This is a genomic window from Nocardioides mangrovi (assembly GCF_020073815.1).
In the GTDB taxonomy this organism is placed as follows: domain Bacteria; phylum Actinomycetota; class Actinomycetes; order Propionibacteriales; family Nocardioidaceae; genus Nocardioides; species Nocardioides mangrovi.
In genome coordinates this window covers 20,112-35,287 of sequence record NZ_JAIQZJ010000016.1, presented here as the reverse complement: position 1 = coordinate 35,287, position 15,176 = coordinate 20,112, and the positions used below count along the sequence as shown (strand labels likewise).

The 15,176-nt window shown below is 73.8% G+C and carries 16 protein-coding genes; 6 read left to right on the top strand and 10 right to left on the bottom strand.

Features of this window, described 5'->3' with window-relative positions; genetic code table 11:
• Positions 1-2: 2 nt before the first annotated feature.
• Together K8U61_RS20745 and K8U61_RS20740 are read left to right on the top strand one after the other, a co-directional pair.
• A complete protein-coding gene (locus K8U61_RS20745; RefSeq protein ID WP_224124968.1) occupies positions 3-1,250 on the top strand; it encodes an ion channel protein in 1,248 nt (415 codons plus the stop codon).
• Positions 1,247-2,758 carry an LLM class flavin-dependent oxidoreductase gene (locus K8U61_RS20740; protein WP_224124967.1) on the top strand — a complete coding sequence of 504 codons (1,512 nt, stop codon included), beginning with the start codon at positions 1,247-1,249 and terminating at the stop codon, positions 2,756-2,758. Before K8U61_RS20745 ends, K8U61_RS20740 begins: the two co-directional genes overlap by 4 nt.
• On the opposite strand, the gene K8U61_RS20735 is transcribed toward K8U61_RS20740, so the two are convergent.
• Positions 2,752-4,032: an APC family permease gene (locus K8U61_RS20735; RefSeq protein ID WP_224124966.1), complete on the bottom strand. Its 1,281-nt coding sequence runs from the start codon at positions 4,030-4,032 to the stop codon at positions 2,752-2,754. The two genes, K8U61_RS20740 and K8U61_RS20735, sit on opposite strands and share 7 nt — an antisense overlap.
• 40 nt (positions 4,033-4,072) lie before the next feature.
• Positions 4,073-4,471 carry an FAD synthase family protein gene (locus tag K8U61_RS20730; RefSeq protein WP_224124965.1) on the bottom strand — a complete coding sequence of 133 codons (399 nt, stop codon included), beginning with the start codon at positions 4,469-4,471 and terminating at the stop codon, positions 4,073-4,075.
• A gap of 55 nt (positions 4,472-4,526) precedes the next feature.
• Between K8U61_RS20730 and K8U61_RS20725 the strand changes: the two genes are divergently transcribed.
• Positions 4,527-5,804: a DUF445 domain-containing protein gene (locus tag K8U61_RS20725; protein WP_224124964.1), complete on the top strand. Its 1,278-nt coding sequence runs from the start codon at positions 4,527-4,529 to the stop codon at positions 5,802-5,804.
• Positions 5,805-5,895: 91 nt separating this feature from the next.
• Here the strand turns inward: K8U61_RS20725 and K8U61_RS20720 are convergent, their stop codons facing one another.
• Complete coding sequence (locus K8U61_RS20720; protein ID WP_224124963.1) at positions 5,896-6,849, bottom strand: hypothetical protein; 954 nt, start codon at positions 6,847-6,849, stop codon at positions 5,896-5,898.
• 193 nt (positions 6,850-7,042) lie between these two features.
• On the opposite strand from K8U61_RS20720, the gene K8U61_RS20715 reads away from it, so the two are divergent.
• Positions 7,043-7,297, top strand: a complete 255-nt coding sequence (locus K8U61_RS20715; protein WP_224124962.1) for an RNA-binding S4 domain-containing protein — start codon at positions 7,043-7,045, stop codon at positions 7,295-7,297.
• A 111-nt stretch (positions 7,298-7,408) separates the two neighbouring features.
• Here K8U61_RS20715 and K8U61_RS20710 read toward each other — a convergent pair whose 3' ends face one another.
• Positions 7,409-7,777 (bottom strand): FKBP-type peptidyl-prolyl cis-trans isomerase, encoded by a 369-nt coding sequence (locus tag K8U61_RS20710; RefSeq protein ID WP_224124961.1) that lies wholly within the window; start codon positions 7,775-7,777, stop codon positions 7,409-7,411.
• Positions 7,778-7,855: 78 nt separating this feature from the next.
• Here K8U61_RS20710 and K8U61_RS20705 point away from each other — a divergent pair, with 78 nt between their 5' ends.
• The gene (locus K8U61_RS20705) at positions 7,856-8,896 is read left to right on the top strand and encodes a PP2C family protein-serine/threonine phosphatase (protein WP_224125085.1); all 1,041 of its coding nucleotides are present in this window, start codon (positions 7,856-7,858) and stop codon (positions 8,894-8,896) included.
• Between the two features lie 5 nt (positions 8,897-8,901).
• On the opposite strand, the gene K8U61_RS20700 is transcribed toward K8U61_RS20705, so the two are convergent.
• Both K8U61_RS20700 and hisN read right to left on the bottom strand, forming a co-directional pair.
• A complete protein-coding gene (locus K8U61_RS20700; protein WP_224124960.1) occupies positions 8,902-9,333 on the bottom strand; it encodes a CBS domain-containing protein in 432 nt (143 codons plus the stop codon).
• Positions 9,334-9,387: 54 nt separating this feature from the next.
• Positions 9,388-10,260: a histidinol-phosphatase gene (hisN, locus tag K8U61_RS20695; RefSeq protein WP_224124959.1), complete on the bottom strand. Its 873-nt coding sequence runs from the start codon at positions 10,258-10,260 to the stop codon at positions 9,388-9,390.
• Between the two features lie 123 nt (positions 10,261-10,383).
• Between hisN and K8U61_RS20690 the strand changes: the two genes are divergently transcribed.
• Positions 10,384-10,812 (top strand): DUF2231 domain-containing protein, encoded by a 429-nt coding sequence (locus K8U61_RS20690; RefSeq protein WP_224124958.1) that lies wholly within the window; start codon positions 10,384-10,386, stop codon positions 10,810-10,812.
• Position 10,813: 1 nt separating this feature from the next.
• Here K8U61_RS20690 and rsgA read toward each other — a convergent pair whose 3' ends face one another.
• Genes rsgA through K8U61_RS20670 form a run of 4 tightly spaced genes read right to left on the bottom strand, consistent with a single transcriptional unit; the run spans position 10,814 to position 15,025 of the window.
• A complete protein-coding gene (gene rsgA, locus K8U61_RS20685) occupies positions 10,814-11,803 on the bottom strand; it encodes a ribosome small subunit-dependent GTPase A (protein WP_224124957.1) in 990 nt (329 codons plus the stop codon).
• Positions 11,800-13,077 carry a 3-phosphoshikimate 1-carboxyvinyltransferase gene (aroA, locus tag K8U61_RS20680; protein ID WP_224124956.1) on the bottom strand — a complete coding sequence of 426 codons (1,278 nt, stop codon included), beginning with the start codon at positions 13,075-13,077 and terminating at the stop codon, positions 11,800-11,802. The genes rsgA and aroA overlap by 4 nt, the downstream gene beginning before the upstream one ends.
• An 18-nt stretch (positions 13,078-13,095) precedes the next feature.
• The gene (locus K8U61_RS20675; protein ID WP_224124955.1) at positions 13,096-13,620 is read right to left on the bottom strand and encodes a DoxX family protein; all 525 of its coding nucleotides are present in this window, start codon (positions 13,618-13,620) and stop codon (positions 13,096-13,098) included.
• A gap of 10 nt (positions 13,621-13,630) precedes the next feature.
• Positions 13,631-15,025: a sigma-70 family RNA polymerase sigma factor gene (locus K8U61_RS20670; RefSeq protein WP_224124954.1), complete on the bottom strand. Its 1,395-nt coding sequence runs from the start codon at positions 15,023-15,025 to the stop codon at positions 13,631-13,633.
• Between the last annotated feature and the right edge of the window lie 151 nt (positions 15,026-15,176).

Genomic DNA, 15,176 nt, shown 5'->3' with positions numbered 1-15,176 from the left:
GGGTGACGACCCCCGGCCCGCTCGCGCTGCTGCGGCAGACCCCCGCCGCCGTCGTGGTCGGCATCGGCTGCGCGCTCACGCTGGTCGGCCTCTCGGCGCTGGCGGAAGCGCTTCAGGCCCTCGTGTGGGACGACCTGACCGACGCGCTCGGGATCGACGCGGACTCCTGGTGGTGGATCGTCCTGGTGCTCACCCTCACCGGACTCGCGGTCGGTCTCGTGGTCCAGCTCGTCCCCGGGCACGCCGGGCCGGAGTCGGCGACCGCGGAGCTGGTCTCGGAACCGATGCCGTTGAGCGCCGTACCCGGGCTGGCGCTCGCGCTGGTGCTCATGCTCGCCGGCGGCGTCAGCCTCGGCCCGGAGAACCCGATCATGGTGATCAACGCGTCCCTGAGCGTCATCCTCGGGCTCCGGCTGGTGCCGCGGATCGCCGCGCCGGAGTGGATGGGCTGGAGCGTCGCCGCGACGATCGGCGCCATGTTCGGGACGCCGGTCGCAGCGGCGCTGATGCTCACGGAGGCCCAGATGGGCGACCCGCGCATCCCGCTGTGGCACCGGCTCTACGCGCCGCTCTTCGCGGCGGCCGCCGGCTCGGCGACGATGCTGCTGATCTCCGACAGCAGCATGCGGCTCGACGTGCCCGGGTACGCCGGCTTCCAGGTCGGCGACCTCGGCTGGGCGGTCGGCGTCGCGCTGCTGACCGCGCTCCTCGGCCTGGCCGCGTCGTACCTCATCACGCCGCTCTACCGGGCCTTCCAGTCGCTCCGCTACCCGGTGGTCGCGCTCACCGTCGGCGGCTTCCTGCTCGGCTGGCTGGGCGTCCTCGGCGGCCGGGAGACGCTCTTCAAGGGGCTCGAGGAGATGTCCCAGGTGACCGACCACATCGACGACTACTCGGTCGCCGAGCTGAGCCTGATGGTCGTGGTGAAGATCGCCGCGCTGCTCGTCGCGGCGGCGGCCGGCTTCCGCGGCGGCCGGATCTTCCCGTCGGTCTTCGTCGGCGTGGTCGCCGGCTGGGCGGTGGTCGGCGTCTTCGACAGCGCGCCGGTGCCGGTGGTCATCGCGGCCGGCGCGCTCGGCATCACCATCGCGGCCACCCGCAGCGGCTGGCTCGCGCTCTTCCTCGCCGCGGTGATCGTGCCCGACATCGAGCTGCTGCCGCTCCTCCTGGTCGCGACCCTCGTGGTCTGGCTCGTCGTCGCGGGCCGGCACGAGCTGCGCGCCGACCCGGTGGCAGGATCGGGGGCGTGACCGACTACGGCCAGGAGCTCCTGTTCGGCACCTTCCTCACGCCGGACGCCGACCGGCCCGAGCGCGTCGTGGAGCTCGGCCTGCTGACCGAGGCCGCCGGCCTCGACCTCGCCACCGTCCAGGACCACCCCTACCAGGCGCGCTTCCTGGACGCCTGGGCGCTGATCGCGACGATCCTGGCCCGCACCTCGACCCTGCGGCTGACCACCAACGTCAGCAACCTGCCGCTCCGCCCGCCCTTCGTGCTCGCCAAGACCGTGGCCAGCCTGGACCGGCTCAGCCGCGGGCGGGTCGAGCTCGGCATCGGCGCCGGCGGCTTCTGGGACGCGATCGAGGCGGCCGGCGGCCCGCGGCGTACGCCCGGCGAGGCGCTGGCCGCCCTGGACGAGGGCATCGCGGTCATCCGCGCCGCCTGGGACACCGGCGAGCGGTCGGTGCGGGTGAGCGGCGACCACTACCGGGTCAGCGGCGTGCACCCGGGCCCGGCGCCCGCCCACGACGTCGAGATCTGGGTCGGCGCGATCGGGCCGCGGATGCTCGACCTCACCGGCCGGGTCGGCGACGGCTGGCTGCCCAGCCAGTCCTACGTGCCGCCGGAGACCCTGGCCGAGCGCAACGCCCGGATCGACGCGGCGGCGACCGCGGCCGGGCGCGACCCGGCGGCCGTGCGCCGGCTCTACAACGTCACCCCGTCCGACGACCCGGCCTGGGCCGAGTGGCTCGCCGAGCTGGCGCTGACCCACGGGACCAGCACCTTCATCGTGGCCGGCGACGACGCGACCACGATCCAGCGCTTCGGGACCGAGATCGCCCCGGCCGTGCGCGAGCTGGTGCTCGCCGAGCGCGCCCGGGAGGACCGGCCGGAGGACGCCCCGGCGCCGGCTGAGCAGGTCGAGGTGCGGGTGCCCGGTGGCGAGCCGGTGCGACCCACGCCCGACGACGGCGCCCGGCGCAGCGACCGGGCGCCCTGGGACGACGCGACCCGCCCGACGTACGCCTCGGCGCACGAGCCGCTGCACTGGACCGACCACGAGCGGGCCGCCGGGCAGCACCTCGTCGACGTCCACGACCACCTGCGCGGCGAGCTCGCCCAGCTCTTCGACCTGATCGGCCAGGTCGAGGCCGGCACCCTCGAGGCGGGTCGGGCGCGGTCGCTGATCAACACCATGACGATGCGGCAGAACGACTGGGCGCTCGGCGCCTACTGCCAGTCCTACTGCCGGCTGGTGACCACGCACCACACGATCGAGGACACCTCGATGTTCCCGCACCTGCGCTCCCGCGACCCGGAGCTGGTGCCGGTCATCGACCGGCTCGAGGAGGAGCACCACGTGATCGCCTCGGTGCTCGACGACGTCGACCGCGCGCTGGTGGCCGTGGTGTCCGAGCCGGACGGCCTGGCCCGCCTGCGCGAGGCCGTCGACCTGCTCTCGGACACGATGACCTCGCACCTGTCCTACGAGGAGCGCGAGCTGGTCGAGCCGCTGGCGCGCTTCGGCTTCTACTGAGGAGCTTCCGGCGCCGCCGTCGGCGCCCGCATGGTCCACAGCAACGCGGCCACCGCGACCACGAGCTGCGGCAGCAGGTGGGGCCCGGTGAGACCGAGCAGCACCAGGGTGGAGGCGAAGGCGACCACCGCGCCCCGCCACGCCCAGCTGCGGCGGGGGAGCAGCCGGATCGCCGCCGCGGTGCCGATGACGTAGACCAGCGAGAACGCGCCGGTGACCAGGAACATCGTGCGCTCCAGCGGCACCCCGGTGACCGCGACGGCGAGCAGCGTCGCCATCGAGCCCGCGGTGACGACGGCGAGCGAGCGGCGGGGGACCTCGCTGGCCGCCGCGCCGCGGGCGAACCAGGCCGGCAGGGAGCCGTCGCGGCCGAGGGCGGCGCCGAGGCGGGCGCTGCCGGCGAAGTAGGCGTTCATCGCCCCGAGCGTCAGCAGCACGGCGACGACCGTGGTGACCCCGCGGGCCGGCTCGCCGAAGCCGAGGACCAGCAGGTCGGACAGCGGGGCCTTGCCGGTCGACGGGCCGAGCACGGCGACCGTCGCGAACGCGACGCCGAGGTAGAGCAGGCCCATCACGACCAGCGCGATCGCCGTCGCGCGGGCGATGTCGGGGTGGGGACGCCGGTAGTCGGACGACAGCGAGGTGACGACCTCCCAGCCCGCGAACGCCCAGATCAGCAGCACCGCTGCCGAGCCCACGGCCGACCAGCCGTGCGGCGCGAACGGCGTCAGGTGGTCGGTCGTCGCATGCGGCAGCGAGACCAGGGTCGCGACGGCGAGCAGCAGCGCCAGCACCGCGGCGATGACCAGCTGGACCCGCCCGGAGACGCGGACGCCGTACCAGTTCATCAGCGCGACGGCCGCGATCAGCAGGCCGGCGGTCGCCAGCTGGGTGTGGCGGCCGCCGCCGACGCTGTCGGCGACGTAGGCGCCCGCGAAGCCGGCCGCCGGCGGGGCGCCGACCGGGATCGCGAAGTAGAAGCACCAGCCGACGACGGTGGCGGTGCGGGCGCCGAAGGCCCGGCGGGCGTAGGTCGAGACGCCCCCGCCGTCGGGGTGGCGGGCGCCCAGCGCGGCGAAGGTGGCGGCGAGCGGCACGGACAGCAGGACCAGCGCCAGCCACGCGACGAGCGACGCCGGTCCGGCCTCGCGGGCGGCGAGCGCCGGCAGCGAGATCACGCCGGTCCCGAGCACGGCCCCGAGGGTGAGGGCCGCACCCTGCGGCACGCCGAGCGCGCCGGTGGGCACCGGGTCGGGGGTCAGCGAGCGGGTCACGGCGACAACCTAGGGGCGGCCGCCGACAGTGCTCGCCGGATCAGCTGCCCCCGGAGATCTTCTCGATCAGCGCGGTCGTCGAGATGGCCGGCGTCCGCGGGAGGTAGACGACCTCGCAGACGTCCTCGAACTCGTCGAACCGGCCCGCCCAGTCGTCGCCCATCACGAGCACGTCGGCGCCGTACCGGAGGATGTAGTCGCGCTTGAGCTCGAGGCTCTCCTCCACGAAGACCTCCGAGACCGGCTTGAGCGCGGCCACGATCGCGAGCCGCTCGGCCTGGCTGAAGACCGGCTCGCGGCCCTTCTTCCGCAGGTTGAGCGCGTCGGCGGAGACCCCGACCACGAGACGGTCGCCGAGGGCGGCGGCGCGCTCGATCACCCGGAGGTGTCCGACATGGAACACGTCGAACGTGCCGAAGGTGATGACGGTGCGAGACATGGGCGGCATTCTGACACGACGGTTTCGGCTTCCTGTGTGGGGGAGGATGGCGGCGATGAGCGCGACCGTCTCCCTGATCACGCCCGACCCCGAGGCCGACGAGCACCGCCGCAGCGCCCTGCGGCGGATGCGGACCCTGGCGGTGTCGCTGCTGCTGCTCGCCGCGGTGGTGTACGTCGCCACCCTGACCATCGACGGCGGTCAGGAAGGCTTCTGGGGCTTCGTCAACGCCGGCGCCGAGGCCTCGATGGTCGGTGCGATCGCCGACTGGTTCGCGGTGACGGCGCTCTTCAAGCACCCGCTCGGACTGCCGATCCCGCACACCGCCCTGATCCCGCGCCGCAAGGACGACCTCGGCCGCGGGCTGGAGGAGTTCGTGGGGGAGAACTTCCTCCAGGAGCAGATCATCCGCGAGCGGGTCGCCGCCGCGACGATCTCGATGCGGGTGGGCCGGTGGCTCGCCGTACCCGCCCACGCGCGGCGCGCCGTCGACGAGGTCGCGGACGTGGCGACCGCCGCGCTCGCCCGGGTGCGCGACGACCACGTCGAGGGGCTGATCCGGGACGCGCTCGTGCCGCGCTTCCGCGAGGAGCCGATCGCGCCGCTGCTCGGCGGCCTGCTGGAGGAGACGGTCCGCGACGACCTGCACCACGGGCTGGTCGACCTCGCCCTCGTCGAGCTGCACCAGTGGCTGGTCGACAACCCCGAGACGGTCGCGGCCGTGCTCGGCGAGCGGGCGCCCTGGTGGGCGCCGACCCGCCTGAACGACGCCGTCATCTCCCGGCTGCACCGCGAGCTGGTGAGCTGGGTCGAGGACATCCGCGCCGACCCGCGCCACCACGCACGCCAGGCGCTCGACTCGATGCTCGCCCGGCTCGCCGACGACCTCCTGCACGACCCCGAGACCCAGGAGCGCACCGAGCGGCTCAAGGAGCGGTTGCTCGACCACCCGCAGGTGATCGCCTCCAGCGTGTCGCTGTGGAACGCCCTGCGCCGCAGCCTCCAGGCGTCGCTGACCGACCCCGACGGCGCCGTACGCCAGCGGCTGCTGGCCGAGACCTCGGCCTTCGCGCAGCGGCTGGTCACCGAGCCCGAGCTCCGCGCCCGCCTCGACGGCCTCGCCGCCGACGCCGCGGTCTTCGCCGTCGAGCGCTACGGCACCGAGGTCACCACCGTCATCACCCACACCATCGAGCGCTGGGACGGCAAGGAGGCCGCTCGCCGCATCGAGCTGCACGTCGGCCGCGACCTGCAGTTCATCCGGATCAACGGCACCATCGTCGGCGGCCTCGTCGGCGTCCTGATCCACGCGGTCTCGGTGCTGATCCGCTGACGGGCGCCCCTTCCTCGTCGAGACCCGTCAGATGGCTGCCGACCGGGTCATCTGACAGCCATCTCACGGGTCTCGATGCCGGATGCGTGGCTCAGGCGGCGTCGCGGGCGTCGAGGTACTCGTCGAGGGTGGGCGTCTCGGGTGGGGCGAGCTGCCAGCGTCGTTCGAGGTGGGCGGCGCGGGCGGCGGCCTGCTCCATGCGGCGCACGACCCGGGACTCGTCGCGCAGGTCGCGGCCGACGGTCTCGACGATCTCGAGGCCGGCTGCGCGGAGGTCGGCGGCCCGCTCGACGTCCTTCGCGTGCCGGTCGCCGTCGCGGTGGTCGGCGCCGGCGTACTCGCCGATGACGCCGCGGACGGGGTCGAAGAGGTCGGGGGTGGCGATGAAGCGGCCGTGGAGGTCCAGGAGTGTGCGGTTGACCAGGGGGCGGCCCCAGCCGGCGGTGTACTCCCAGATGATCCGGAACCTGTCTTCCTGGGGTGAGCGGCAGCCCTCGCAGGACATCTCGACCGCCGCCTTCACGGTGCGGACGTCGCGGTACCAGCGTCGGGTGGCGGCGTAGAGCCGCATCCGTCTGATCGAGGTCAGCCTGGCGGCGTACGCCGCGCCGGCGGCCACGGCCATCTCGCGGACCTCGCCGATGCGTTGCATCTCGTCGTAGAGAGCGCGTTCGACCTTCGCGCAGCGGATGCCGTGGATGATGGTGACCTCGTCGAGGGGGATCCGGTCCTCGACCACCACGGCACCGAAGCCGCTGGCGAGACGCTCGCCGTTGGCCGCGATCGGGACCGGCACGCGGGTTCGGCCGTCGCGCGCCAGGCCGTCGAAGAAGGCTCCGCCGTGCAGGCGTAGCGCTGCCCACCCGGTGACGACGGCCCGTTCACGGGCTCGGGCGTGGGCCTCCACGATGCGTTGCTCGACCAGGGCGTCGGTGGTGCTCGTGGGCACGAAGAGACCCGGCGAGGTGGCCCGCCAGCCAGGCCCGCGGCTCTGACCGCGGGTCGGTCCGGCCAGGCCGGTGACGTCGACCCGCACCGGACGCACCAGTCCCACGACAGGTGGTGCGATCGGATCCCAGCGGTGCGCCATGGGTCCTGCTTGCCCGGGCCGGCCTGTGGACGAATCCTGGCCCCGGCGTGCCTGTGGAAAGCGCGTCGAGACCCGTCAGATGGCTGCCGACCGGGTCATCTTGCAGCCATCTCACGGGTCTCGATGCCGGATGGGCGACACTGGCCCCATGGCCGAGCCGTACGACGTCCCGATCCGCGACGAGTCGATCCGGCTCGGGCAGTTCCTGAAGCTGGCCAACCTGGTGGAGAGCGGGGCCGAGGCCAAGCCGCTGATCCAGGAGGGGAAGGTGTCGGTCAACGGCGAGGTCGACACGCGCCGCGGCCGGCAGCTCGTCGCCGGCGACGTGGTCAGTGTCGCCGGGACCGGGCAGGCCGCCCGGGTCGCCGACGAAGCCACCTTCGAGGACAACCTGCCCTGGTAGGCGCCGCCTGCGGGGGCCCGGCGGCGTTGTCGTCGCTCGAAGGCCGCTCCGCTCAAAGGCCGCCTTCGCTCCTCCGCCTTGCCGGGCATCCCGCAGGACGACGCCTACGCCTCAGCTGACGCCGAGCAGGTCCACGACGAAGATCAGCGTCTCGCCCGGCTTGATGACGCCGCCGGCGCCGCGGTCGCCGTAGCCGAGGTGCGGCGGGATCACGAGCTGGCGGCGGCCGCCGACCTTCATGCCCTGCACGCCCTGGTCCCAGCCGGAGATGACCTGGCCGACGCCGAGGCGGAACTGCAGCGGGGTGCCGCGGTTGTACGACGCGTCGAACTCCTCGCCGGTCGAGTGCGCGACGCCGACGTAGTGGACCGACACGGTCGAGCCGGCGGTCGCCTCGTCGCCGGAGCCCTCGGTGATCTCGGTGACGACGAGGTCGGCGGGCGGGTCGAAGTCGGGGAAGTCGATCTCGGGCTTGTCCATGCCCGACACCCTACGGGGTCGCTTCCTGCGCGTTTCGGCGTCGTCCGACGGGACGGCTGGCACTATCTGCGGGTGAGCATGACCATCGGGGGCCGGCGTCTCGACCCGGGCGTGACCGCAGGGATCGTGGTCCTGGCGGTCCTGGTCGTGCTGTCGATCCTGACACCGGCCCAGCTGATCGGGGTCTTCGCGGCAGCCCCCATCGTCGCGAGCGTCCTGACCACGGCCCGGCGCACCGCGGCGATGGCCGTCCTGGCGGTCCTCTGCGGCCTCGTGGCGGGTCTGTGGCTGGGGAACCTCGGCTCGTTCGACTGGTTCATCCGCGTGGGGCTCTGCGCGCTCCTCGGCATCGTCGCCGTACAGGGTGCCGCCCTGCGCGAGCGCAGCGAGAGCAGCCTGAAGCGGATGACGGTGATCGCCGAGACCGCCCAGCAGGCGGTGCTGCGGGCGATGCCCACCGCGATCGGCTCCATCGGCCTGGCCGCCCGCTACGTCTCCGCGTCCAAGGAGGCACTGGTCGGCGGCGACCTCTACGAGGTCGCGGCCACGCCGTACGGCGTCCGCGTGATCGTCGGCGACGTGCGCGGCAAGGGACTGGAGGCGGTGCAGACGGCCGCCGCGGTGCTCGGCGCGTTCCGGGCGGCCGCCTTCACCGAGCCCGACCCGGTCGCGCTGGCCCGCACGATCGACGAGACGCTCGGCCGGATGCTCGGCGACGAGGAGTTCGTGACCGCCATCGTCGGGGAGTTCCGCGAGGGCCGGGTCGCGCTCGCCAACTGCGGCCACCACCCGCCGGTGCTCGTGGTCGGCCACCGGGCCGCGATGGTCGACACCGGCGAGCCGACGGTCCCGCTCGGACTGGGCTCGGATCCGGTGCTCACCGAGCACCGGTGGCCGGTCGGCGCGCGGATGCTCTTCTACACCGACGGCCTGGTCGAGGCTCGGGACGCCCGCGGGGAGTTCTTCCCGCTCGACGACGTCGCCGCCGAGCTCGGAGACGGGACCCTCGAGGAGGCCCTGGACCGGCTGGTCGCGCAGATGCTCGACCACGGCCGGCAGCGGATGGGCGACGACCTCGCGCTCGTGCTCGCCGAGGGTCGTGGGGTCGCCTCCGACTGACGGCCTCAGGTCTGGTGCACGTAGGAGTCGAGCTGGTCGCGCTCGAACTGGAGCTCGCCGATCTTGTGCTTGACCACGTCGCCGATGCTGATGATCCCGACCAGCCGACCCTCGTGGACGACCGGCACGTGCCGGATCCGCCGATCGGTCATGGTCTTCATCAGCTCGTCGAGCGGGGTGTCCTCGTCGCAGGTCTCGACGGCGTCGGTCATGATCGCGCCGACCGTGTTGTTGATGACCGTGCCGTCGTGGTGGAGGTGGCGCACGACGTCGCGCTCGCTGACGATCCCGTCGACGGACGTGCCGTCGGAGCTGACGATCAATGCACCCACGTTGTGCTCGGCGAGGCTCGCGATCAGCTCGCGCACGCCGGCATCGGGGGAGATCGTCACGACCTCCGCGCTGGGCTTCGCCGAGAGCACCTCACCGATCCGCATGGATCGACGGTACTCGTGGCGCACGTCACACGTACAGGACCTTCGGCCCGTGTGTCAGTCCCGTCGCCGGTCCCGCAGGTCGGAGACCGAGCCCGGTCCGGTGCGTCGTACGTCGGGGTCATCCTCGTCGTCGGGCAGCGACCCGAGGAAGGCGAGCGCGGCCTCGTGGAGGTGGCCGTTGCTGGCCAGCGCGTTGCCACCGAAGGGCCCGTCGGTGCCGTCGAGCGAGGTGAAGCGGCCGCCCGCCTCACGCACGATCACGTCGAGCGCGGCCATGTCGTAGACCTCCAGCTCCGGCTCGGCGGCCAGGTCGACGGCACCCTCCGCGAGGAGCATGTAGGACCAGAAGTCGCCGTACGCCCGGGTCCGCCAGCAGCGCCGCATCAGCGACTCGAAGTCGTCGAGCTGGCCGCGCTCCTCCCACCCCGAGAGGGAGGCGTAGGACAGCGACGCGTCCTCCAGCCGGCGTACGTCGGAGACCTGGCAGCGGGTCGCCTTGAGCAGTGACCGTCCGGTCCATGCACCGTTGCCGGTCGAGGCCCACCAGCGGCGCTGGAGCTGCGGGGCGGAGACGACGCCGAGCACCACCTCGTCGTCGACGGCCAGGGAGATGAGCGTCGCCCAGACGGGGACGCCGCGCACGAAGTTCTTCGTGCCGTCGATCGGGTCGATGATCCAGCGGCGCTGGCTGTGGCCGCTGGAGCCCTGCTCCTCGCCGGTGATCGCGTCGCGGGAGCGGACCCGGCCGAGCGTCCGGCGGATGCTCTCCTCGACGGCCTGGTCGGCGTCGGTGACGGGCGTGAGGTCGGGCTTGCTCATGACGTGCAGGTCGAGCGCCTTGAACCGGCTCTCGGTGATCGAGTCGGCGTCGTCAGCGAGGACGTGCGCCAGGCGCAGGTCGTCGGTGTAGTCCGTGGGGGTCGGCACGGCCTCACCTTAGGGCCACGGCCGAGGGCCGAGTCCGGAAGGGCGGAGTCGCTGGGACGGCGGCCCGCACGACACCCCTCCCCGCCTTAGCCCTTTCTCATCAACCTCCTCCACGATTCACGCATGGAGATCAACGGACTGCCGCTGCACCCGCTCGTCGTCCACGCGGCCGTGGTGTTCGGCCCTCTCGCCGCCCTGGCGGCCCTCGCCTACCTGGTGCCGTCGTGGCGGGAGCGGGTCCGCTGGCCGATGGTCGGGCTGGCCGTCGTCGCCACCCTGGCGATCGTCGCGGCCTACCTCACCGGCGACAACTTCCTCGAGAACAAGCCGGAGCTGCGCAGCAGCCCGCTGGTGGAGAAGCACGAGGACCTCGCCGGTCAGCTGCTCTGGATCACGATCGCGTTCGGCGTGATCGCGCTGGCCACCGGCTTCCTCGCTCGGCGCGGCGCGCTCCGGGTCGTCCTCGACGTGCTGCTCGCCGTGTCGGCGGTGCTCGTGCTCGTCTGGGTGGTCCGCACCGGCGACGCCGGCGCGCAGTCCGTCTGGAGCTGACTCAGTACGCCGGCTCGCTGCGTGCCGCCAGCAGCCGGCGGAAGGACGCCACCCGGTCCGGGTCGGCCTGCCCCTCGGCGACGGCCTCGTCGAGCCCGCACTCCGGCTCGTCCTCGCCGTGGGTGCAGCCGCGCGGGCAGTCCTCGGTCATCTCGTCGAGGTCGGGGAAGGCCTCGATCAGTCGCTCCGGCTCGACGTGCGCCAGCCCGAAGGACCGGATGCCCGGGGTGTCGACGATCCACCCGGCGCTGTCGGGCAGCTCGAGCAGGTAGGCGGAGGTCGAGGTGTGCCGGCCGCGGCCGGTCACCGCGTTGACGTGGCCCACCTGGCGGTCGGCGGTGGGCACCAGCGCGTTGACCAGGGTCGACTTGCCGACGCCGCTGGAGCCCAGCAGCACGCTGGTGCGCCCGTGCAGCCGCTCCCGCAGCTCGGTGAGGTCGCCACCGCGCTGGGTGACCACCCACGGCACCCCGAGCGAGCGGTAGGTCGACAGCAGCGTCTCCGGGTCCGCCAGGTCCGCCTTGGTCAGGCACAGCAGCGGCTGCATGCGGGCGTCGTACGCCGCCACCAGGGCCCGGTCGAGCAGCCGCGGCTGCGGGTCGGGGTCGGCGAGCGCGGTGACCACGACGAGCTGGTCGGCGTTGGCGACGATGACGCGCTCGACGGGGTCGTCGTCGTCGGCGGTGCGGCGCAGCACGGTGGTGCGCTCGACGACCTCGACGATCCGGGCCAGCGTGCCGTCGTCGCCCGTGGTGTCGCCCACGACGCGCACCCGGTCGCCCACGACCACGCCCTTGCGGCCCAGTGGCCGCGCCTTCATCGCCAGCACCCGTCGGCCGTCGAGCAGCAGCGTGTAGCGACCGCGGTCGACGGTGACGACGACGGCGTCCTCGGCGTCGTCGTAGGTCGGGCGCTCCTTGGTGCGCGGGCGGGTACGCCGACGCGGGCGGTCGTAGTGCTCGACGTCCTGGTCGGAGTACCGGCCCGTCACTCGATGAGCCCCGACCAGAAGCCCGCGAAGTCGGGGAAGGTCTTGCTGGTCGTGGCGACGTTCTCGACCAGGACGCCGTCGACGGCGGCGCCGACGATGACGCCGGCATGGGCCATCCGGTGGTCGGCGTAGGTGCGGAAGACGCCTCCGTGCAGGGGCGCGGGGACCAGGCTGAGCCCGTCCTCGTGCTCGGTCACATCGGCGCCGAGGGCGCCGAGCTCGGTCGCGAGCGCGGCCAGCCGGTCGGTCTCGTGGCCGCGGATGTGGCCGATGCCGCGCAGGTGCGACGGCCCGTCGGCCAGCGCGCAGAGGGCGGCCACGGCGGGGGTGAGCTCGCCGACGTCGTGCAGGTCGGCGTCGATCCCGAGCAGGGTGCCGGATCCGGTGACCCGCAGGCCCGAGCCGTCGGGACCGTCGACGAAGCCGACCTCGCAGCCCATCGCGGTGAGGATGTCGCGCAGCGCGTCCCCGGCCTGCGTCGTACGACGTGGCCAGTCGCGCACCGTGACCGTGCCGCCGGAGACCGCGGCCAGCGCCAGGAAGGGTGCGGCGTTGGACAGGTCGGGCTCGATGAGGTGGTCGACCGGCTTGATCGGGCCGGGAGCGACCGACCAGCGGTTCGCCTCGCTGTCATCGACGTCAACGCCGTGCTCGCGCAGCATCGCGACGGTCATGTCGATGTGGGGGAGGGAGGGCACGGGCTTGCCGTCGTGGCGCACGTCGACGCCCTCGTCGTACCGCGCGCCGGCGAGCAGCAGCGCGGAGATGAACTGCGACGACGCCGACGCATCGACGACGACCGTGCCCCCGCGCACCGAGCCGGTGCCGCGGACCGTGAAGGGCAGGGCGTCGCCCGGCACGTCGACGCCCAGGGAGCGGAGCGCGCCGAGGATCTCGCCGATCGGCCGCTTGCGCATGTGCGGGTCGCCGTCGAAGGAGACGGTGCCGCGGGCCAGGCCCGCCACCGGCGGGACGAAGCGCATCACCGTGCCGGCCAGGCCGCAGTCGACCGCGGCGTCGCGGTCGAACGCCCCCGGGGTCACGGTCCAGTCGTCGCCGCTGGCGTCCACGGGCGAGCCGAGCGCCGTCAGCGCCGCGGCCATCAGCGAGGTGTCGCGCGAGCGCAGCGCGCGGCGTACGACGGAGGGCCCGTCGGCGATGGCGGCGAGGAGCAGCGCGCGGTTGGTCAGCGACTTGCTGCCGGGCAGCGTGACGATCGCGTCGACGGGGTGGTCAGCACGCGGGGCGGGCCACGGATCGGGCAGGTCGGTCACGCCAGCAGCGTAGTGGCGTCAGTGGACCCGGGCGGCGGCGAGTCTCGCCTCGCGGCGGGCGTCGTGGGCGAGGCGCCGGGCCTCGCGGCGTGCGTCCTTGGCCGCGTGGCGGGTGCGCCACACGACACCGGGGCGGCCCTCGGTGTCGCCGGCGGCGATGATCAGGCCGCCGATGATCGAGACGTTCTTGAAGAAGTGCAGCCGCTGCTGGGCCTTCGTCGCGTCGTCGTCGGCCTCCCAGTAGCGGTGGCCCGCGGCGGTCGTCGGGATCAGCGAGGCGGCGAGGACGGCGGAGGAGATCCGCGGCGCGCGGCCGGTCGCGAGCGCCAGGCCGGCGCCGATCTGGACGCCGGCGTTGATCCGGACCAGCGTCTGCGGGTCCTCGGGGACCGGGATGCCGGCCTTCTTCAGGACCGGCACGAGGCGGGAGGTGACGGGCTCGGCCTTCGCGGCGGTGCCGGCGCTGTTCTTCAGCGCGGTGACGGCGCCGACCACGAAGATCGACGAGAGCATCGGACGGGCGATCAGGCGGCTGAGGGTCATGCCCTCATGTCTACCCCGATGTCGGGAACGGCACGCCCACGGTCGTGTCCGGGATGATCGTCGCGCCACCGAGGCCGAGCCCCAGGCCGACCTCGACGCCGTCGGCACCGGCGGAGACCGACGCGTGCACGTCGACCACGGGCGGCTCGGACGGGTCGGGGCCGGAGGTCGGCCCGTCGCCGGGCCCGACGGTGGGGCTGCTGCTGGTCGGGCCGCTCGTCGGGCCGCCGGTCGCCGGCGGCGAGGACGGGGTCGATCCCGCCGACGGGGCCGTCGACGACGGAGCGCTCGGGTCGTCCGCGGCCGTCGGGGCCGTCGGGGCCGTCGGGGCCGCGGTCGTGGAGGGCACCCGGTCGGCCCGGGTCGTCGACGGCGAACGGCGGTCCTGCCGGGGTGCGTCGTCGGGACCGGTCGTGCCGGTCGGCGTCACCTGGACCACCGGCGCGTCCCCGGCGGAGGGCGGCTCGGTGGCGGCACCCTGGTGGAGCGCGACCACCAGGCCGGCGACGACCGCGGAGGCGGCGGCGCCGGAGACCGCGGCGGTCGGGGCGTGGGAGACGACGGCGTCGCGGGCCCGACCCAGCAGCACCAGGACGCCGCCGCCGGCGACGCCGACGGAGCCGGTGGTGCCGAGGTAGGCCGCGGCCGCGGCCCCCAGGAGCAGCGGCGCGAGCACGGCCCGCAGGTTGGAGTTGACCTCGGTCAGCTCGAGGTAGATCGCCGCGCACGCGCGGCACTCGTCGAGGTGCTTCTCGACGCGGTGGGCGTCGCGCTTGGCCAGCCCGCCCCGGACGTAGGCGCCGAGCTGGGCCCTGGTCCGCTCGCACTCGTCGTCGTCGACCGTCTGGGCGTGCAGCGCGAGGTAGGACTGGCGCAGCCCCTCGCGCGCCCGGTAGGCGAGGGCGGAGACGGAGTTGGGGGTCATGCCGAGCAGCGGCGCGACCTCCGCGGGCTTCTGCCCCTCGACCTCGGTGTGCCAGAGCACCAGCTGCCACCGCTCGGGCAGCGAGGCGAAGGCCCGCGCCGCGGTCGCGCTCTCGAAGCCCTCGACGGCGGTGTCGCGGAAGGGCACGCCCGGGTCGAACGGCGTGAGGTCGTCGGTCGTGTGCAGCCGGGACGACGCCCGGATCCGGTCGACGTGGAGGCGGCGTACGGCGGTGAGGAGGTAGGCCCGGAAGGCGAGGTCGGGGCCGCCGCCGCGCTGGAGGACGACCAGCACCTTGGCGAACGCCTCGGAGACCAGGTCGTCGACGTCGGGTCCGGGGACGAGCTGGCGCCCGAGACGCCGGGCGGCGTCGACGTGGCGGCTGAAGAGCTCGCCGTAGGCAGCGACGTCACCGGCACGCACGGCCGAGATCAGCTCGGCGTCGCTGCGCCCGTCGAGGGTGGAGACGGTGGAGCCCACGAAGGGACCAACGGAGCACCGCCCGAAAGATCACGCACGAATTCCTCGAATTTTTCTCCGGGATCCGCGTCATGGCTCCCGAGCGCCCCCGTTTCACCCCCGACCGACCAAGTGAGGGGGCACCGTGGAGTGGATGACGTGGGGACGTCGC

Bases quoted from the DNA above. Each gene is read 5' to 3' on its own strand.
- K8U61_RS20730 (WP_224124965.1), bottom strand. From the start codon at position 4,471: ATGTCTCGCACCGTCATCACCTTCGGCACGTTCGACGTGTTCCATGTC.
- K8U61_RS20675 (WP_224124955.1), bottom strand. From the start codon at position 13,620: ATGACCCTCAGCCGCCTGATCGCCCGTCCGATGCTCTCGTCGATCTTC.
- K8U61_RS20705 (WP_224125085.1), top strand. From the start codon at position 7,856: ATGACCATCGGGGGCCGGCGTCTCGACCCGGGCGTGACCGCAGGGATC.
- K8U61_RS20690 (WP_224124958.1), top strand. From the start codon at position 10,384: ATGGAGATCAACGGACTGCCGCTGCACCCGCTCGTCGTCCACGCGGCC.
- K8U61_RS20725 (WP_224124964.1), top strand. From the start codon at position 4,527: ATGAGCGCGACCGTCTCCCTGATCACGCCCGACCCCGAGGCCGACGAG.
- K8U61_RS20715 (WP_224124962.1), top strand. From the start codon at position 7,043: ATGGCCGAGCCGTACGACGTCCCGATCCGCGACGAGTCGATCCGGCTC.
- K8U61_RS20710 (WP_224124961.1), bottom strand. From the start codon at position 7,777: ATGGACAAGCCCGAGATCGACTTCCCCGACTTCGACCCGCCCGCCGAC.
- K8U61_RS20700 (WP_224124960.1), bottom strand. From the start codon at position 9,333: ATGCGGATCGGTGAGGTGCTCTCGGCGAAGCCCAGCGCGGAGGTCGTG.